At 62.8% G+C, this 18,038-nt stretch carries 18 protein-coding genes; 14 read left to right on the forward strand and 4 right to left on the reverse strand.

Annotated features, from left to right (window positions below; all coding sequences use genetic code 11):
- Positions 1–59: 59 nt before the first annotated feature.
- From RS897_RS20675 to RS897_RS20715, 9 genes are all read left to right on the forward strand, one after another.
- Positions 60–1,658, forward strand: a complete 1,599-nt coding sequence (locus tag RS897_RS20675) for a S53 family peptidase (RefSeq protein ID WP_315838355.1) — start codon at positions 60–62, stop codon at positions 1,656–1,658.
- Between the two features lie 175 nt (positions 1,659–1,833).
- Positions 1,834–2,583, forward strand: a complete 750-nt coding sequence (locus RS897_RS20680) for a hypothetical protein (RefSeq protein WP_315838356.1) — start codon at positions 1,834–1,836, stop codon at positions 2,581–2,583.
- Positions 2,584–2,595: 12 nt separating this feature from the next.
- Entirely contained in the window at positions 2,596–3,861 is a 1,266-nt protein-coding gene (locus tag RS897_RS20685; protein WP_315838357.1) for a peptidoglycan-binding domain-containing protein, read from the forward strand.
- 94 nt (positions 3,862–3,955) lie between these two features.
- Positions 3,956–4,786 (forward strand): hypothetical protein, encoded by an 831-nt coding sequence (locus RS897_RS20690; protein WP_315838358.1) that lies wholly within the window; start codon positions 3,956–3,958, stop codon positions 4,784–4,786.
- Positions 4,787–4,906: 120 nt separating this feature from the next.
- Complete coding sequence (locus RS897_RS20695) at positions 4,907–5,488, forward strand: amino acid synthesis family protein (RefSeq protein ID WP_315838359.1); 582 nt, start codon at positions 4,907–4,909, stop codon at positions 5,486–5,488.
- 91 nt (positions 5,489–5,579) lie between these two features.
- The gene (locus RS897_RS20700) at positions 5,580–6,533 is read left to right on the forward strand and encodes a LysR family transcriptional regulator (protein ID WP_315838360.1); all 954 of its coding nucleotides are present in this window, start codon (positions 5,580–5,582) and stop codon (positions 6,531–6,533) included.
- 95 nt (positions 6,534–6,628) lie between these two features.
- The gene (locus RS897_RS20705; RefSeq protein WP_315838361.1) at positions 6,629–7,333 is read left to right on the forward strand and encodes a glutamine amidotransferase; all 705 of its coding nucleotides are present in this window, start codon (positions 6,629–6,631) and stop codon (positions 7,331–7,333) included.
- A 131-nt stretch (positions 7,334–7,464) separates the two neighbouring features.
- Entirely contained in the window at positions 7,465–8,370 is a 906-nt protein-coding gene (locus tag RS897_RS20710; RefSeq protein ID WP_315838362.1) for an MBL fold metallo-hydrolase, read from the forward strand.
- A gap of 13 nt (positions 8,371–8,383) precedes the next feature.
- Positions 8,384–8,851, forward strand: a complete 468-nt coding sequence (locus RS897_RS20715; RefSeq protein WP_315838363.1) for a metallophosphoesterase family protein — start codon at positions 8,384–8,386, stop codon at positions 8,849–8,851.
- Between the two features lie 116 nt (positions 8,852–8,967).
- On the opposite strand, the gene RS897_RS20720 is transcribed toward RS897_RS20715, so the two are convergent.
- On the reverse strand, positions 8,968–9,564 hold the full coding sequence (locus RS897_RS20720; protein WP_315838364.1) for a TetR/AcrR family transcriptional regulator: 597 nt from the start codon (positions 9,562–9,564) through the stop codon (positions 8,968–8,970).
- Between the two features lie 154 nt (positions 9,565–9,718).
- Between RS897_RS20720 and RS897_RS20725 the strand changes: the two genes are divergently transcribed.
- The 3 genes from RS897_RS20725 (at position 9,719) to RS897_RS20735 (ending at position 12,919) form a co-directional block, all read left to right on the forward strand.
- The gene (locus RS897_RS20725; RefSeq protein ID WP_315838365.1) at positions 9,719–11,281 is read left to right on the forward strand and encodes an FAD-dependent monooxygenase; all 1,563 of its coding nucleotides are present in this window, start codon (positions 9,719–9,721) and stop codon (positions 11,279–11,281) included.
- A gap of 205 nt (positions 11,282–11,486) precedes the next feature.
- Positions 11,487–11,972, forward strand: a complete 486-nt coding sequence (locus tag RS897_RS20730) for an MEKHLA domain-containing protein (RefSeq protein ID WP_315838366.1) — start codon at positions 11,487–11,489, stop codon at positions 11,970–11,972.
- Between the two features lie 95 nt (positions 11,973–12,067).
- On the forward strand, positions 12,068–12,919 hold the full coding sequence (locus RS897_RS20735) for an alpha/beta fold hydrolase (protein WP_315838367.1): 852 nt from the start codon (positions 12,068–12,070) through the stop codon (positions 12,917–12,919).
- Between the two features lie 66 nt (positions 12,920–12,985).
- On the opposite strand, the gene RS897_RS20740 is transcribed toward RS897_RS20735, so the two are convergent.
- From RS897_RS20740 to RS897_RS20750, 3 genes are all read right to left on the reverse strand, one after another.
- Positions 12,986–13,381, reverse strand: coding sequence for a hypothetical protein (locus tag RS897_RS20740; protein ID WP_315838368.1), 396 nt, complete (start codon positions 13,379–13,381; stop codon positions 12,986–12,988).
- Positions 13,382–13,830: 449 nt separating this feature from the next.
- Positions 13,831–14,094: a hypothetical protein gene (locus RS897_RS20745; RefSeq protein ID WP_315838369.1), complete on the reverse strand. Its 264-nt coding sequence runs from the start codon at positions 14,092–14,094 to the stop codon at positions 13,831–13,833.
- A gap of 334 nt (positions 14,095–14,428) precedes the next feature.
- The gene (locus tag RS897_RS20750) at positions 14,429–15,583 is read right to left on the reverse strand and encodes a winged helix-turn-helix domain-containing protein (RefSeq protein WP_315838370.1); all 1,155 of its coding nucleotides are present in this window, start codon (positions 15,581–15,583) and stop codon (positions 14,429–14,431) included.
- 572 nt (positions 15,584–16,155) lie between these two features.
- Here RS897_RS20750 and RS897_RS20755 point away from each other — a divergent pair.
- A complete protein-coding gene (locus RS897_RS20755; protein ID WP_315838371.1) occupies positions 16,156–16,650 on the forward strand; it encodes an SRPBCC domain-containing protein in 495 nt (164 codons plus the stop codon).
- 439 nt (positions 16,651–17,089) lie between these two features.
- A complete protein-coding gene (locus tag RS897_RS20760) occupies positions 17,090–18,037 on the forward strand; it encodes an AAA family ATPase (protein ID WP_315838372.1) in 948 nt (315 codons plus the stop codon).
- Position 18,038: the final 1 nt, after the last annotated feature.

Here is an 18,038-nt window from a genome sequence, read left to right on the forward strand (position 1 = left end):
AAAATTCGGAATAGCCAGCCGTCGCGGTGCTGACAACCCATTCACGACAGGAGAGTGTCATGATTGCCAATTACGTTGAAATACCCGGAAGTCATCGCGAACCACCCAAAGGTCTGCCGGCGATCGCCTCGGCCCACGCTTCAACGCCCGGGGAGCCGATCGAAATCAGCGTCTATCTGAAAGATCGCAGCGCCGACGATCTTCTGCAGCAGGGACCTCTTTCTGCGTCAGCGGCCGCAGCAAAGAATGCGCCGGCATACGACGTTGCTGGCCAGCGGGCAGCGGAATACGCCAACGATTTCGCGAAAATCGCAGACTTTGCGAATGAAACGGGGTTGGCGATCGTCAGGCAGGATCCAGCGCGCCGGCTGGTCAAACTCTCCGGTCCGATCGACAAGATCGAAGCCGCCTTCAGGACCAAGCTGCACTACTACAATGACGGTCAGCAGGGGTTTCGCGCGCGTTCAGGCACCCTCTCGGCGCCGGCTGATGTGGTCGACAGCGTGGAGGCCGTTTTGGGCCTCGACACGAGACCGATTGCAAAGGCGAAGCTCACCCATCACCTGGACCCGCATGCCGTCGTGGGACATCTCCCCAACGAGGTGGCGAAACTCTACGGATTTCCGAACACGACCGGCAACGGAGCCGGCCAGTGCATCGCTCTGATCGAACTCGGCGGTGGCTTCCGGGACAGCGACAACCAAGCGGCGTTCAGGGCCATGAATCTGAATACGCCGAGGGTCATGCCGATCTCGGTGTCGGGAGGACAAAACCAGCCCGGCAGGGATCCCAACGCGGATAGTGAGGTCGCGCTGGATATCCAGGTCGCGGGCGGAGCGGCTCCGGGAGCCAGCATCGCGGTGTATTTCGCCCCCAACACCGTCCAGGGCTTCGTCGATGCCATCACCAGGGCGGTCCACGATCAGCAAAATCGTCCGTCGATCATCTCGATCAGCTGGGGATCGGCGGAACTGAACTGGAGCGGCCAGGGCCTCGCCGCGATGAACACGGCGTTCAAGGACGCTGCGTCGTTGAATATAACGGTGCTTGCGGCGGCAGGCGACAATCTTGCGACCGATGGTATCGGCGACGGCCGCGCGCATACCGATTTTCCGGCGTCGAGCCCGTTTGTCATCGGCTGCGGTGGCACTGTGATCGATACCAGTGACGGCGTCATCACCAGCGAGAAGGTCTGGAATCGCAACGGCGGCGGAACCGGCGGCGGCATCAGCGATGTATTCGCGATGCCCGCTTATCAGGCCAATGCGAACATCCCGGAGTCGGTCAACGATCGAAAAGTCAGGCGAGGCGTGCCGGATATTGCCGGCGATGCCGACCCCCGCAGCGGCTTTTCCGTCGTCGTCGGCGGCATTGGCGGAACGATTGGCGGAACCAGCGCGGTGGCGCCATTGTTCGCGGGATTTTTTGCGCTGATCAACGAGGCGTGCAGCAAGCCCGCCGGATTTGCCCTCCCGCTGTTGTATGGCAGTACGGCAGCGTTCCGTTCGGTTGTCAGCGGCGACAACAAGGTTGGCAATATCGGCTACACCGCCGGCCCGGGCTGGAATGCCTGCACTGGTCTCGGCGTGCCTGATGGTTCGAGACTCTTTGCCGTCTTCAAGCAGGCGTCCGCTGATCCAGCTTCGGCGGTTGCTTGAGCGTTGGCGCTTGCGTTGGGCATCGGTTTTGCCGGTCGCGATCTGGGGTGGCTTTGTGAAAGTAGGGCCACGCAAGGCTCCCCAGGATCGCGCCGCCAGCGCCGCCTAAACGTCAACCCGGCGACCGCACGGCGGCGCCGTTCAGTTCTGGGATCTGGAAAATCGGGGGGATACCGTGCGGCGATCAATCATCCTTTTTCTGCTGGCTGTGCTCGTTTCGGGGTGCCGCTTCGGCGATAGCGGGCGTGGCGTATCGGCCAAGCCAAGCGAGGTCCATGCGTTTGCCGGCGTTTGTTCCGCGCCCGTGCCGGACCTTACCCCGACCGGCTACACGATTGCGGGATTCGATTTCGTCGACGAACAGTGCGGGGTCTTCTTCGATGGCATAGTCGAACTGGCAAAGAATTCGCGGTACGCGTCGAGTTCGATCGCAACCGCAAATACCCAGGCGGCCCTGATCATGGCCGCCGTCGACGCCGCGACCAAATCGATCGCGATCGTCGCGGCGAGCAGTGAACTCGCGCGCAAGCTGATCGACGGCTACGCCGCGGAATATGCCTTCTCGCCCTATGCGCTGGAGGTCCGTCAGCTCGTCGTCGATGCGCTGAGTGCTTATCGCGCCGACAGCAAGACCGACGAAGCTGTGCGAACGCTGCAAGCGTTGCCGCCCGGGGACGCATTTTGCCTCGCGAACAATATTGTCCGCAACTACGCCAAGATCTGCACGATCGCGAACGTCGAAGCGCTGGCCCGACAGGCTGTCGCGAACTCGAAGATCGGCAAATCGGATTCCCCGGCGGCTAACCCGCAGCGCACATTTTCCCCAGCAGCGGCGAGCAGGGCCCTGCCTCGGGCAACGGCCGAGCAACTCACAAGCTTCCGCCGCGGGCTGGCCTTGCCGAACTATACCGCCGGCAAACCTTGAGTGGAGGCAGACATGAACGATCATTCGATATTCGCATTCCGATCCGGCGACGGCGTGATCGCGCCCGATAAACTCGAACTGACCGATGCCGAGTTGCAGCGGGCGAGAGTGCAGGAGCAATCGGCGGACGACCCGGCGCCGGAACCTGAAACGCTGATGCAGCGGGCTTCCCGGTTCATCGCAACCTTCAGTGCCGCAACGCCGCTGAAGGCGAAGTGGCCGGAGCAGGATGCGCATGCCCCGGATTACCGCCATTTGAGCGCCAGCACGATCGGCGCGGCGACAACCTTCATGTTGACGCCCGATGTCGTCGAACTGCTGATCGGCGCCAATCGGTTCGACCCCCACGGCATGAATGATGTCATCGCCCTCGCTTTTCGCGGGTTGGCGCTGGGCAAGGCGACGGAAATCGGATCCAGGCACGAAGTGGAGAACGCCACCTCGATCGAGGTTACCGACGTTCGGCCCAATCACAGCGACTATCGCTGCCTCCTGGGTTTCTACAAGCGCGACGCGGATCCGACGAAACGCCGTCTGACCTTGTTCTCGGGTTCGACGGTTCCGAACCCGTACTACATGCGCGGCTATTACAACAAGGTGAACTTCGGCGTGTCGTTCAGTACCGCATGCAACATGGTCCCGACCGGTGGTTACGTATTCCGGGTGGCAGCGCACAAGCATGGCACTATCAAGCCCGCGCTGCGCATGACCGATCCCGACGACCTGGCGCAGGACGCGACGTGCACGGTACTGCGAACGACCAACGACCTCATCTTCGGAGTCGACGATACTTGGGACACCAGCATGCCTTACGACAACGTGCACTGCACCTATGTCACGAGCGTGAAAGCCGAATGGGAAGCATCGTTTTCGTCGGCCGGCTGCCTGACTGTCCGTGGCAAACAGCTCACGAGCGACCAATGGGCCAAGTTTCAGGCCGTGCTGAACCAGCTCGGATCGGGCAAACGCTGTGATCTTGTGCTGTTGACGGGCCGCGACGCGGGCATCGCGGCTGCGATGCTTCTCAATGGGCAGTCGGGCGACGACGTCGCGCTGCGTCGTGAACTCATCCGGTTGCGGCCGGGCTCGCAAAGCGCCGAGGTTGCTCGTCTGCGCGAGAAGCTCGGCCTCTCCGCCGGAAACTATTTCGGTCCGGTCACGAAAAAGAAGCTCACCGAGCGGCAGACCCAGCAAGGCCAGCCCGCTGACGGCATCTTCACGCCTGAGCTCGATACCTTGTGGGGCTGGAACGTGTTCGGAGCACCGCCAGGCGTATGATCGATATCGCCGCTGGAGGAGTAGACGTTCAATGCCCGCGACCCAAACACCTCGCTGCGGAAAAACCAACATTTGAAAACCGAGAACAATTGTCATGCCAGTCTTCAAGACAGGATTGAAGCCACCTTTCAGTGGACACGGATTTTACGTCTACGACCTCGAAACTTTGCTGAACGCCTATGGCAGCACGGCCGCGCTGATCGGCGAATTGCACCGCCTGAAGGTCGATCATCTGTGGTTGCGCATCCACGGCCGCAACTACGTCGGCAGCCATCAGCACACCAATCTGAATCGCGAGACCGCTTTCGCGGATGATGCCCGTGCGGCTGGATTTGCGATCGCCGGCTGGGGCTGGTGCCAGGGCGAAGACATCCCGGCGGAAACCGCTCTCGCGTTGGGGGCGATCAATACCTATGGTGTCGATCATTACATCGCCGACATCGAGCAGGGAGAGAACGGCGCTCATTGGACCGCGCAGGAGATTCAGCAGTTTCTCGGCGGCATCCGCGGTCATGTCGCCGGACTGGGCTTTACCAGTTTCGGCTTCATCGACGGGCATGCACCTCAGCTGCTTCAGGCGGCCGCGGCTTTTGTCGACATGATCAATCCGCAAGCCTATTGGTTCAAGAACTTCCCGAAAGCCTCGATGCTGAATCAGACGGGAACCGTCGGAGAATATCCGCTTGCCAACTCGGCCGGATATGCCGGATTCTGCTGCGACCGATATCAGCACTGGGCTGCCAAACCCGTGGTGATTTCCGGCCAGGCCTATACCGCCGACGGATTCGACAGCGCGGACGCGGTCGCGAAGCTCAGTCAATTCTTCAATGACTTCGGCCGCTATGGCGATATTTGCGGCTTCAACTGGTGGCACCTGGGTGACGCGAACAAGGCCATGCGCGATGTTATTGCGGCCCACATGTGATCACAACGCGCCGTTGAACCAAAAATGCACAGTGCGTTGCGAGGATCGCGACTGCACAGGCTCTCCATGGCGCGATAGCGTTGATGCACATGCTAGGCGCTCGCACTGGAGGAGACGATAATGGATATCCGCAAGACGGTTGTTTTCGATGAGGAGATCGCGGTGGAGCATGGGACGCGGCTTGCGTCCCCGCTGCGGCGGGTGGCGCTCGGCGTGGTGCTGAAAAATCCGCTGGTCGGCAAGCCGGTCGGCACGGATCTGGCGCCGCTGATCGATATCTCTTTCAAGGTCGGCGACATGCTGACCAGGAAAGCGCTCGAGCTGATCGGCGACCCCAAAAATCTGCGAGCTTATTCCAAGGCGGCGCTGGTGGGCACGGCCGGTGACCTCGAACACGGCGCGGTGATGATCCACGCCCGCATCGGGATGGCGATGCGCGGGGTGATCCGCCGCGGTCGGGTTCCGATTCCGGGCAATGCCAAGGTGGTGGCGCCCGGCGCGCATGCCGACATGATCTTCGGCCCGATCGACGATGGATGGGATCTCGATGCCATCGACACCATGCCGGTCATGGTTGCGGACGCGCCGCGTCCGGACGAGATCCTGCTGCTGGTCGGCTACATGGCCGGTCCGCGCCCGCACGCGCGGTCCAAGGGGCCGGATCAGAAGGATGTCGATGCGCTCCTCAAATCATTCGCTTGAATCTCGCGCTCCGAGGCGGCCCAATGAGGCGTTGCCATAACGCCCCATTGGGTCCGTGCCGGAGACGAGCGATGCAAGCTGGACCGACGTCATGAAGTCCCGGACCAGGTCGGCTGGACCGGGGCCAGGGAAAGCGAGCGCGCCTGAGACAAAGGTCGCTGTGTTTCCCTGGGACGACGTGCAGTATTTCCTCGAACTGGTGCGCAAGACCACGCTGCTCAAGGCGGCGCGGCGGCTGGGCGTGTCGCACACCACCGTGCTGCGCCGCATCGCCAATCTGGAGCGACGCCTCGATCACAAGCTGTTCGAGCGAACCCAGAAAGGGTTCGTGCTGACGGAAGCCGGATGGCGGCTGCTGGCGCATGCGGAAGCAATGGCGCAGGCCGCGGATGAAATCTCGTCGGTCGGCCATGTCGGCAACGATTTGTCCGGCCCGGTTCGCATCGCGGTGGTGGAAGGCTTTGCCGCGCGGATTCTGTCGCCCGCGCTGCCGGCATTTCGCGAACAGCACCCCAATATCGCGGTCGAGGTGGTCACCGCGATGCAGATCGCCAACCTGACCAGGCGGGAAGCCGATATCTCGATCGGCCTGGTGCGGCCGACCGGTCCGCGCCTGGTCGCGCGCCGGCTGGCGCGATGCGATGTTCATCTGTATGCGTCGCACACATATGTCGAGCGCCATGGCGAGCCGGCGCGCATCGAGGACATCGATGAGCATGTCTTCGTCGATTATATCGAGGATCTCATCGAAATCCCCAGCCTGAAATGGCTTCGCGACACCACGGGCCAGCGCAACGTGGTGTTTAGCAGCACAAGCCCGCTGGCGCAGCTCAATGCGGTTCTTGCCGGCGTCGGCATCGGGATGTTTCCCGATTACATCGTGCGTGGCGAGCCGTCGGTCAGGATGATCCTGCCGAAGCAGGTGAAGGCGGAACGCGAGTTCTGGCTGGCGATCCATGAAGATCTCAGGAACGTGCCGCGCATGGCCGCCGTGTTCAATTTCATCAAGGCGATGGTCCAGGCGGATTCCTCGTTTCGACGATGAGATGGCTCTGGCCCTCCGGCATCGGGGATGGCATGGAGGCCGGCATTCCGACCATGGGCAAACCGGGCCGCATGGCAAGATGAGATTCGGCAGCGATGACAAAAACGGCAATTGCGATCCGCCATATTGCTTTCGAGGATCTCGGCAGCTTCCAGACGGTGCTGGAAGCGGCAGGATACACGGTCCAGTATCGCGACGCCGGTGTCGATGATCTCCGCGCGCTTCGAGCCGACACCGTCGATCTCTTGGCCGTGCTGGGCGGTCCGATCGGCGCCTATCAGGACGATGATTATCCGTTCCTGACTGGCGAGATCTCGCTGATCGAAAGCCGGCTTGCGTTGGGCCGGCCGACGCTGGGCATTTGCCTCGGTGCGCAGCTGATGGCACGGGCGCTGGGCGCGCGGGTCTATCCCGGCCCGGCCGCCGAGATCGGCTGGGCACCGGTCACCTTGACCGATGCCGGCCGCGCCGGACCGCTGCGTTGTCTTGCTGACGTCGCCATGCTGCATTGGCACGGCGATACCTTCGATCTGCCGGAGGGAGCGGAGCGGCTGGCGTCGACATCGATCTGCGCCAACCAGGCCTTTGCCATCGGGCGCAACACACTCGCATTCCAGTTTCATCCGGAGGCCGGCGGCCGCGATTTCGAGCGCTGGCTGATCGGCCATGCGTCCGAACTGGCCCGCGTCGGGCTTTCGCCCCAAAGCCTGCGCGCCGATAATGCGCGCCTGTCGGCGGCAAACATCGCCGCCGGGCAACATTGCTTGCGTGCCTGGCTGGAAGAGCTTGACCGGCAATGACGCCGGAGCGATTGCTGAAAATCTCGCAGTCATGTTTGCCGGGGTGGTTGGGGGGCTTGGCTGCTGCTACAGGGGATCCGCGACGCCGGGCACTCCCTGCGCGCTCTTCGCCAAGCCAGGTTCGCACCATCATGTTCAAGCTCACATTTCTCGGGACCTCGGCCAGCGTGCCGTCCGCCGAGCGCAATCATCCGGGTCTCCTGATCGAGGCGGGTGGTCATCGGTTGCTGGTGGACTGCGGCGAGGGCACGCAACGGCAATTGTTGCGCGCAGGCGCCGGCTTCAGGCGGCTCGAGCGCCTGCTGCTCACCCACGCCCATTTCGACCACGTGCTTGGAATACCCGGGTTATTTTCGACGCTGCGGACGCGACAAAACGAGGAACTCGTCACCATTCACGGCAGTCCCGGCACGCTCGAAATTGTCACCCGGATGCTGGCCGGTCTCTGGGGCGAGGGACGGGCGCCGATACCTTTGGAGATGGTGCCGCTGCAGCCGGGCAGAGTTCTCGACGCCGGCGAGTTCGTGATCGACTGCTTTCCGGTCCGCCACCGCGACACCGACAGTTATGCCTTCGTGTTCGAGACGCCCGCGCGTCGCCATCTTCGTCCGGACCATCTGGCGGACCTGGGTGTGCCGGACGGACCGATGCGCAGGGAATTGGCGGAGGGGCGTGCGATCGTCCTGGCGGACGGTCGAACGATTGTTCCCGAAAACGTCCTGGGGCCGCTGGAACGCGGTACCAAGCTGGTCGTCGTCGGCGACATCGAGACCACGGACGGATTGGCGGACCACGTGCGGGATGCCGATCTGCTGGTCATCGAGGCCACGTTCCTGCAGCGCGACGCCGCCATCGCGCGCGACTACGGACACCTCACCGCGGCGGAGGCAGCCGCATTGGCTGCGGCGAACAGCGTGAAGCAGCTGGTTCTCACGCATATCTCGGGTCGTTATCCTGATGATGAAATCCTGGCGGAAGCCGTAGCAATATTTCCGGCCAGTCGGATCGCGTCGGATCTCGCCACCATGACCGTTTAGGACGCATCGATCGATGGTCTTCAGGATCGGCATCATTTCCGATACGCACGGCTTGCTGAGGCCGGAGGCGGAGCGAGCCCTGACGGGGGTCGATCACATCATCCACGGCGGCGACATCGGTGATCCCGACATTATCACCGCCCTTCGCAGGATCGCTCCCGTCTCCGCGATCAGGGGAAACGTCGACACCGGCGATTGGGCCGGTCAATATCCTGAGACCGAACGCGTGCGTCTCGCCGGGCGGTGGTTCTACCTCTTGCACGACCTCAAGACGATGCAGATCGATCCCGTAACACAGGGCATCGACGTTGTCGTCTCCGGCCACTCCCATGTGCCGGAGATCGACACGGTGGACGGCGTACTCTACGTCAACCCAGGCAGCGCGGGCCGGCGACGCTTCAAGCTCCCGATCACACTTGCAATCCTGCACGTCACGACCGAGGCGCTGCGACCGGTTATCCACGATCTGGAAGCTGATTGAGGCGTCATGCGCCGGTGTCGATCTCGTCGCGGGGCGGACTTCGCCGACGCGGCCGGCCGTGTAAGGTGAACTGCGCCGCTGACGCGTTGGATCGCGATGATCCCGCCTGGGCGCCGTCAGAACTGCTTTGCCAGCAGCGCAAAACTTTGCCGGACGTAATAGGCGAGGGGATGCGCCGCGTCGTTCTGCTTCCATTTCTCCAGGGCCAGGCGCAGCGTTCCCATCGCCACCATCGCGACCAGCCGAAGCCCGTCCCGCCGTGCCGGCGACGGCCAGAGCTCGCACATGGCATCGAACAGGATCTGCTCCGTCTCGACGAAAACGGCTTCCTTGCGGGCGCGCAGCGCTTCGGTTGACTCCATCAGGCGGTCGAACACGATGGACTCCTTGGTCTCGTGGCGCGAGGCGAGCTTGATCAGGCACTTCTGGACGGCATCGAGAGGGGCCTGATCGGACGACTCGGCGAGCATCGCCGGCCTCAGTGCTTCCCGAAAGCCGCTGTCGTGCGCGGCCAGCAGAACGTCCTCCTTGGACTTGAAATAATAGAAGAAGGTCCGGCGCGAGATGCCGGCGGCCTCCGTGATGGCGTCGAGCGTGGTGCCGTCGTAACCGTGCTTCACGAACAATTTCAAACCCTTGTCAACGATTCGCTCGGACGTCTCCCGCCGCTTGCGTTCCCGCAGGCCTTCCGGTCGTTCCAGCGCCCCCCTCATATCAACCGCCTCCGCCGGTGCCCACTTGCATAATTACACCGAGTGTAATAAATATCGCACTGGGTGCGATATTTATAGTCGGATCGGCGCGTGGCCTCAAGCGAAGATTGAGGCGGAGGGTGGCGCTGACGACGTGGAGTAAGGGACGTGTGTTTTGCTGTATGATGTCGTGATTGCCGGTGCGGGTCCGGTCGGCCTTTATCTCGCGTGTGAGCTGCGCCTCGCAAATCTCTCGGTGCTGGTGCTGGAGCAGAACGAGAGCCCGGATTCCCCGCTGAAGCGGCTGCCGTTCGGCTTGCGCGGCCTCTCGGTGCCCACCATCGAGGCCTTTGATTGTCGCGGTCTGCTGGACGACATCGCAGCGCCGCAGCGCGCCAGAGATCAATCGGGCAGCAACAACGCATCCGGTTCAGCGCACTGGATGCAGCAGCCGCGCCGTCCGGGCGGCCATTTCGCCGGCATCCAGTTTTTCCACGACAACATCGATGCCTCGAAGTGGCCGTATCGCCTGGCAAATCTGCGCTCATCAAGTCCGGCCGACAGCAACATGGCGGTCGCGATGGAGCACATCGAATCCGTCCTGGCCGCGCGCGCGAGTGCCATGGGAGCTGAGATACGTCGTGGCCGCGGCGTCGAAGGCGTCGATCAATCGGACGACAGCGTGACCGTTCGCGCCGGCGGCGAGATCTTTCGCTGCCGCTGGCTGGTTGGCTGTGATGGCGGCCGCAGTACGGTTCGCAAGGCCAGTGGCTTCGACTTCGTCGGCACCGATCCCGAGTTCACCGGCTATTCTGTTGACGTCGAGCTGGCCGATCCGGACAAGCTCGCCCCCGGCCGCCATTACACGCCGACCGGCATGTATACGTACGCGCAGCCCGGGACCATCGCGATGGTCGATTTTGACGGCGGCGCTTTCCACCGAACCCAGTCGATCACGCTTGCGCATGTGCAGGCGGTGTTGCGCCGCATCTCCGGCACCGATGTCACCTTGACGGCGCTCAAGCTTGCCACCACCTGGACCGATCGCGCCTTTCAGGCGACCATATACCGCAGGGGGCGGGTGCTGCTGGCGGGCGATGCCGCGCACATCCATTCGCCCCTGGGCGGCCAGGGGCTTAACCTCGGCTTTGGCGACGCCATGAACCTCGGATGGAAGCTGGCTGCGACCATTCGCGGTGACGCACCGGCCGGCCTGCTCGACAGCTATGCGAGCGAGCGGCATCCGGTGGGCGCGCAGATCCTGGACTGGTCCCGCGCCCAGGTGGCGCTGATGCGGCCGACCAAGAGTACGCGCGCCCTCGAAGCGATCATCCGCGATCTCATCGACACCCGTGACGGCGCGACCTATTTCGCCGAGCGCGTCTGGGGGGTGTCGCTCCGCTATGATCTCGGCGAGGGCCATCCCCTGGTAGGCCGCAGCGCGCCCGATTTCGAATTGGCCGACGGCACGAAGCTGGGTGAACTGCTCAGGAACGGGAAAGGCTTGCTGCTGGACTTTGACACCCGGCCGTCACGTCGAACGCTCGCAAGCCGCTGGAGCGGCCGGATTGCGTATGCCGCAGGCGAGGCCAGGGATCGGCTGGGCCTGAGCGCGCTGCTTGTGCGCCCCGATGGCGTTGTAGCCTGGGCCGCGGACACCTTTGCTGACGAGGATGTCACACAGGCCGCGTCGCGATGGTTCGGCGACCCCGAAGAGATGCGCGAATCCACATCATAGTTCCGACGCATGGTCGGTCTTCCGCGGACAAAACGGCGGTGTGCGGCGTGGCCCGGATGAGCGAAGCGACATCAGCGATCGCATAGGGTGCGTATCCATCAGGAGATCGTGATCGGCGGGTGTCCCTGGGCGATCGACTCTTATATGTGCAGGCAGTCGCAACGGCTTCGCGGCATCCACCCGCCACAGGTTTTACGACGGTCTCATGACAGTTCACATCGTGCCTCCATCCGCGGATCTCTCCGTGGATCCCGACTTCTTTGACCTGCTCACCGGCAGCTTTGCGCGCCTGACCGGCAACTCCCTCGTTGATGAAGGGCAGCTCGCCAAAGCAAATGGGCCGCACTGGCTCTATCGCGACGCGCCGTTTGCGGTGCTGGCTCACAACACCGACGCGGATCCGCGCTTCATCTATGCAAACAAGGCGGCCCAGACCTGCTTCGAATATGACTGGGACGAGTTCATCACCCTGCCGTCGCGCCTTTCTGCCGAGGCGCCCGATCGCGCCGAGCGCCAGCGGCTGATGGAGAGCGTCACGCGTCACGGTTTCATCTCCGATTACCGCGGCGTTCGTATTTCCAAAACCGGCCGCCGGTTCTGGATCGAGAGCGGCATCGTCTGGAATCTGATCGACCGCGACGGCCATCTGCGCGGGCAGGCGGCGACGTTTTCCGGCTGGAGCGGCGTGTAGAGCGCTTTGTGGGTTGTGGGGACAGCGCTGGCCGGACACCGAAAAGTCCGAAAGCGCGTTCCATGATCCGAGGTCATCTTTGTCGGAGAGGATTGATGCGCGCCCTGCTGTTTGTGGTCCTGATGGTGTTTGCCGCCCTGCCGGCCGGCGCGGCGGAGCGATGGGAGACCCTGCCGCCGACGCCGGCGCCGATTCCCACCGATCGCAGCGGCGAGGCCGAGGTCAACGGCATCCGCATCCATTATGCGATCTATGGCCAGGAACTCGGCAAGGGTTCGCCGGTGATCTTTTTGCACGGCGGCCTCGCCAACACCGATTATTGGGGCAACCAGGTCGGCCCGGTCGCCGCCCATCACACCGTGATCCTGATGGACAGCCGCGGCCATGGCCGCAGCACCCGCGACAGCCGCCCGTATGGCTACGATCTGATGGCCGACGACGTTGTCGCATTAATGGTCCAACTCAAGATCGAAAAAGCCGATATCGTCGGCTGGAGCGACGGCGCCATTCTCGGCCTCGATCTCGCCATGCGTCACAAGGACCGCGTCGGCAAGGTTTTCGCGTTTGCCGCCAACACCATGACGTCAGGCGTGATCGACGGCGTCGAAAAGAATCCAACCTTCGCCGCCTACATCGCCCGCGCCGGCCAGGAATACGCTGCCCGCTCGGCAACGCCCGGCGACTACGATGCCTTTGTCGAGCAGATCGGCAAGATGTGGGCCAGCCAGCCGAACTGGAGCGACGCGCAGCTCAGGAGCATCGACACGCCGGTGCTTATTGTCGACGGCGACCATGACGAGGCGATCAAGCGCGATCACACCGAATACATGGCGGCGACCATCCCGCACGCCGGATTGTTGATCCTGCCCAACGCCAGTCATTTCGCCTTCCTGCAGGATCCGAAGCTGTTCAACTTCGCGCTGCTGCATTTTCTGGGTGACGAGTAGGACGAATTTGTCGGATTTCCTCGCCCGGCGTGAGAGCCGGGCGATGATGTGGATCAGTTGCAGAGGTCAGTTGCAGACCTCGACCGGCCGCCGGCGCCAGCCATGTTTCGTGTGCACCCGCTGATGCACCACATAACAGCTGCCGGTGTCGGCGTCGGAATCGTCGTAAAACGAGTTGCCGGCATACGGATATCCGTAGTCATAGTCGTCATAGCCGTATGGTCCATAAAGGCCATAACCAAAGCCGCCGAACGCCAACCCACGGCCAAAGCCGTGATGATGGAATCCGTGGAAGCCTCCACCATGGAATCCGCCACCGTGGAAACCGCCTCCGCCGTGGAAGCCACCACCCCCGAAGCCGCCGCCATGGCCACCGCCGTCGCCGCGTGCGGATGCCATCGTCGGGGCAACCAGTCCGACAGATGCAACCGTCAGGAGCGCGATCATCGTTTTGCGCAACATTGTCATTCTCCGTAATCCATCGCTCGATTGCTCCCAACCGTCATCAATGTCGCTATGAACGTAGGACGCGTTCGAAGAAGCGCCACGGTGCGCGGCACCTGTGCCGCTCAACTCTGCGCGACCGCCAGCGCTAAATTCCAGTTTACAATCCAGCGATCGCCGCAGCTGCAATAGAACTCGAGACAGATGCAATAAGACGACCCACATTGGTGCCGAACCACTGCATGGGAGAAACTGCCATCGAGCGAGTGATGCCGGAGGGATCAGATCAGGCGCGGCGGCTGCAGGCTTCGCCGATCGGGCCCACCTCTCCCGCGGCTTCCGCAGCAGCCTCGGCGTAACGGCCGGGCATTCACGCGCGTGCTCGTGGGCTCGCATGCGGAGCCGGAAATTCGGCTCCCTAAGATCAGGTGCGTTTGTGATCGCCTTGGAAAGACCACTGGGGCCGCTCAATCCGCCCAGCGTTTGGCGCGGACCGTCACCCGTGCAATCGGGTGTCCGGTTACGCTTTGCACGACGGCGGCGAGCTGGCGTCCGTAGCGGGTTTCGATCTGGTTGGCCTGGTATTCGCTGCGTGCGCGGGCAAACACTGCTTCGTCTTCAATGTCCTCGACGCGGAATCCGAGGAACATGCGGTCATAGTCTGCGGCGCCCAATACCAGATTGAGCTTGGCCTGAATGGCAAGCTGCTGTGCGTCCGTGGGGCGAGTCATGGTCTGTTCCGTACGGTATCGATGTCTGAAATACGCAGGCTTCAAAATACGTGTATGCTCTGAGTTGGTTTCAAATGGACCGGTTCCACATATGCCAATTTTCACAGGGCAGAATTTATCCGTCCCGATTCTGCACGCCCCGGCTTTAACGCCCAGATCTTGACCGCATCGGATGGGGTCGGTCCCGCCCGCCACAGTTTTCGTAGCGCCCAACAGTGCGCGCGACCGACGGTGGAGGCAAGTCCTTATGCTGCGGTTCTCGCAAGAAATTGCGGCATCACCCCTGGATCTGCGGCTTGTCCGGCCAGAACAGCCGTCACAGAACCGCTCCACGTCAGTCCGCGAGCTGAAACCGCTCGAACCGGTCCAGCGCGTCCTCGATCAGCGGTTTCAGCGCCTTGCGCTGCCCTCGGCCGATCCAGCTCCATTTCTGCATCAGCAATTTTTTGGCCTGGCGGTCGGTCTTGAGATCGAGCGCTGCGATGATGGTGTCGCCGACCAGCACCGGCAGCGCGAAATAACCGAACAGGCGTTTTTCCTTGGGAATATACGCCTCGAACCGATGTTCATAATCGAACACCAGATGGGTGCGCTTGCGCTGGATGATCAGCGGATCGAACGGCGAGAGGATGTGAACGAGCTCGGATTGCGGTGCGGCGGTGTCCTGAAGCGCTTCGGGTTTCGCCCAATGCTCCTGCTTGCCTGCGCCTTCGAGCGTGACGGCGACAAGCTCGTGGCGGCGCAGCCGCGCCTCGATCTGCCGGCGCACGGCGGCCTTGCTCGGCGCGTCGAGGTGGCAGATCGAATCGAGGCTGACGATGCCCTGCGCACGCAGGCCGCGGTCCAGCAGATAGGCGGCGGTGTCGGTGGCTGACGCCGGCTTTGGCGGTGTCTCCCAGCCGAAATGCCGCGCCATCAGATCATAGCTCTTCAGCATCCCGGTCCGCTCGCTGATGGTCAGCATGCCGGTGTAGAATGCGAGCTGCAGCGCCCGCTTGGAGGGCTTGCGGCTGGCCCAGGGATGGATCTTGTCCACCAGCACGTCGTCGTCGATATCGCGGATCGAGAGCGGGCCGCCGGTGCGGATCAGCCGCAGCACCTTGCGCATGTCGGCGGGGCTCACCGTCTCGAACCAATTGCTGGGGTTGCGTTTGTGCTCGCGCATGGCTGCGATGAAGAAGCGAAGATCGCGGGTCGGCACATAGGACAGCGCGTGGGTCCAGTATTCGAACACGCTTTTGTCGAGGCTCTGCGCCTGTCGCAGGTCAGCACGGCGATAACTCGGGATCCGGCTGAACAGGATGTGGTGATGGCAGCGCTCGATCACATTGATGGTGTCGATCTGCACATAGCCGAGATGCTCGACCGCAGCTTGTGTCGCCTGCGGCCCCTCGCCGAACGGCGCTGACGTGTCGAGCCGCTGCGCATGCAGCCAGATGCGGCGGGCCTGGGTTTTGCTGACGGGATGGTGCGGAAGGGGGCGGGGCATGGGAGCGCGAGTGTAGCGCTGATTCGGCGCTCGCAAATCCCGCTGTCTGCGGCGCTGCCGCGCCAGTGCGGCCGATTTCCCAAGTCTAAGACCAACAAGTCTAAGACCAACAAGTGTCTAAGACCAACCAGTGTCTAAGACCAAACGGCGCCGGTCTGACTGCGAATACGTGATCAAATACACCAGACCTTAAATACATCGGTCGGTCGTTCAATAATCACACCGGCGCCGGCCAAGGTCTAAGTGGAAGGTGACCGGGGCAGTTCTGACCATAAGCCCGGCTCCCGCCGGCAGACTGTGATTAAAATCACATTCCGTAGCAGAGCGCGGGGCAACTGGCTTTGCGTCCCGTCGCGCGGCCGGTAACCTTAAAGCGTTAGGTTAAAAACTGTATGATGATGCGGCGGCGCCGCGTTGCGCTATCATATCTGTGTCTCGCAACGTCGCAGGTCGACCCCAATCTTCCAGCGTCCTGCGGGATGGGGGCCGCCGAGCGTTTGAGTACGGCGGCCCCGCTTGTTTTGGGTGCGAGGTCGCCGATGGATGTCGCGAGATGAAGGACGGAGCACTCCATGACGGATTCCCGCGCCAACACCTCGAGCCGCACATCACGGATCATCAGGGCCCGACCCGAGGAGCTTTACGCTGCCTTCATCGATCCGATGGCGCTGGTTGAATGGCTGCCGCCAGCGGAGATGACCGGCACGATTCACGCATTCACGGCCGGGGTCGGCGGTGGCTACAGCATGTCGCTGGTCTATCCCGAGAGTGAGCGCACTTTTCAAGGCAAGACGTCCGAGCGGGAAGACCGGGTCAGCGTGCGTTTCGTCGAACTCACGCCGCCGCGGCGGATCGTCGAAGCCGTCGTTTTCGACAGCCCCGATCCTGCCTTCCACGGCGAGATGACAATGGTGATCACGTTCGGCGATGTGCCCGGCGGCACTGAGGTCGTATTCGCCTGCAGCAATCTGCCACCGGGCCTGCGGCCGGAGGACAACGATGCCGGCGCGCGGCTGTCGCTCGCGCAATTGGCGCAGCGTTTCGAGGGATCCGAGGCAAGCCAATGAAAAAGGGCCCGGCGTTTCCACCGGGCCTCACGAAGTGCCGTCGCAGGAGGTAGCCCGGCGACAGGTCTTGCGATGTTACGCGGCAACCGACGTGAGCGTAATCCGTCAAAGGTCCAACTGCCCGGCGGGAATAAATCCTCCTTTCCCCTTCGTGTCCTGCTGATGTCGGCGCTCAGGCGCGCGCCCCGGTTACGGGGAGCAGCCGCGGTTTAGGTTGCGGTCCGGGGCGTGTCGGCAGGTCTCGCGATGCCCGGCAAGTCTTTCAAAATATGTGTGAAAATGCACCGGGGGCGGCGCGGCGCATGGGGCTCTGCGGCGGCGTTCTCTGGACGGCAGGTGGGGAAGCGCGTAGCACAGATGGCGAAAATCCAGTTTCCGGCCGCGTGTCCGCTGAGGACCTCCCGGCCATGGACGCGCTGAAGAAACCGGGAGTGAGACATTGGCTGACCAACGGCCCACAGCCTCGATCGAGACCGTGCAAAACGGCTTGGCCTCGGCCGGCTACATCGCCAGCCGTCAGATCGCGACCGCGGTCTATCTCGCGCAGCAGATCGAAAAACCCATCCTGGTCGAAGGCCCCGCCGGCGTCGGCAAGACCGAGCTTGCGAAGGCGATCGCCTCCTGGCGCGGGCTGAAGATGCTTCGCCTGCAATGTTATGAGGGCCTCGACGAGGCCAAGGCGCTGTACGAGTGGAAATACGCCAAGCAGCTGCTCTACACCCAGATCCTGAAGGACAAGCTCGGCGAGGTGCTGGGCGGCGCAGAGACGCTGCCGGCGGCGCTCGACCAGCTGCACAATTTCGGCGACGTGTTCTTCTCCAAGGAATTTGTCGAACCGCGCCCGCTGTTGCAGGCGCTGGAGCAGCCGGGAGGCTGCGTGCTGCTGATCGACGAGATCGACAAGTCGGATGCCGAGTTCGAATCGCTGCTGCTGGAGATCCTGTCGGATTTCCAGATCAGCATTCCGGAGCTCGGCACCGTGTCGGCGGTGGTGCCGCCGACGGTGATCCTGACCTCGAACGGTGAGCGTGATCTCGGCGACGCCCTGAAGCGGCGCTGCCTGCATCTCCATATCGGCTTCCCCGAACAGAAGCTGGAGGAGCGCATTGTCGAGACCCGCGTTCCCGGGATCTCGGAGGTGCTGCGCAAGCAGATCGTCGGCTTCATCAACCAGGTCCGCACCCTCGACCTCAAGAAGCTGCCGTCGGTGAGCGAGACCATCGACTGGGCGAAGGTGCTGCTTCTGCTGCAATCCTCCGAGCTCGACCACGACATGGTCAAGGACACCCTCAACGTGCTCCTGAAGTACGAGGCCGACATCGAAGCCACGCTGCCTCAGGTGCACACGTTCATTTCCAAGGCGGCGCGGCCCAACGTCTTCGGGTGAC

Origin of the sequence: Bradyrhizobium prioriisuperbiae, from assembly GCF_032397745.1 — a bacterium.
Taxonomy (GTDB): domain Bacteria; phylum Pseudomonadota; class Alphaproteobacteria; order Rhizobiales; family Xanthobacteraceae; genus Bradyrhizobium_A; species Bradyrhizobium_A prioriisuperbiae.

Bases quoted from the DNA above. Each gene is read 5' to 3' on its own strand.
- RS897_RS20675 (WP_315838355.1), top strand. From the start codon at position 60: ATGATTGCCAATTACGTTGAAATACCCGGAAGTCATCGCGAACCACCC.
- RS897_RS20730 (WP_315838366.1), top strand. From the start codon at position 11,487: ATGACAGTTCACATCGTGCCTCCATCCGCGGATCTCTCCGTGGATCCC.
- RS897_RS20745 (WP_315838369.1), bottom strand. From the start codon at position 14,094: ATGACTCGCCCCACGGACGCACAGCAGCTTGCCATTCAGGCCAAGCTC.
- RS897_RS20720 (WP_315838364.1), bottom strand. From the start codon at position 9,564: ATGAGGGGGGCGCTGGAACGACCGGAAGGCCTGCGGGAACGCAAGCGG.
- RS897_RS20750 (WP_315838370.1), bottom strand. From the start codon at position 15,583: ATGCCCCGCCCCCTTCCGCACCATCCCGTCAGCAAAACCCAGGCCCGC.
- RS897_RS20710 (WP_315838362.1), top strand. From the start codon at position 7,465: ATGTTCAAGCTCACATTTCTCGGGACCTCGGCCAGCGTGCCGTCCGCC.
- RS897_RS20690 (WP_315838358.1), top strand. From the start codon at position 3,956: ATGCCAGTCTTCAAGACAGGATTGAAGCCACCTTTCAGTGGACACGGA.
- RS897_RS20700 (WP_315838360.1), top strand. From the start codon at position 5,580: ATGAAGTCCCGGACCAGGTCGGCTGGACCGGGGCCAGGGAAAGCGAGC.
- RS897_RS20740 (WP_315838368.1), bottom strand. From the start codon at position 13,381: ATGTTGCGCAAAACGATGATCGCGCTCCTGACGGTTGCATCTGTCGGA.
- RS897_RS20755 (WP_315838371.1), top strand. From the start codon at position 16,156: ATGACGGATTCCCGCGCCAACACCTCGAGCCGCACATCACGGATCATC.
- RS897_RS20685 (WP_315838357.1), top strand. From the start codon at position 2,596: ATGAACGATCATTCGATATTCGCATTCCGATCCGGCGACGGCGTGATC.
- RS897_RS20735 (WP_315838367.1), top strand. From the start codon at position 12,068: ATGCGCGCCCTGCTGTTTGTGGTCCTGATGGTGTTTGCCGCCCTGCCG.
- RS897_RS20705 (WP_315838361.1), top strand. From the start codon at position 6,629: ATGACAAAAACGGCAATTGCGATCCGCCATATTGCTTTCGAGGATCTC.
- RS897_RS20695 (WP_315838359.1), top strand. From the start codon at position 4,907: ATGGATATCCGCAAGACGGTTGTTTTCGATGAGGAGATCGCGGTGGAG.
- RS897_RS20715 (WP_315838363.1), top strand. From the start codon at position 8,384: ATGGTCTTCAGGATCGGCATCATTTCCGATACGCACGGCTTGCTGAGG.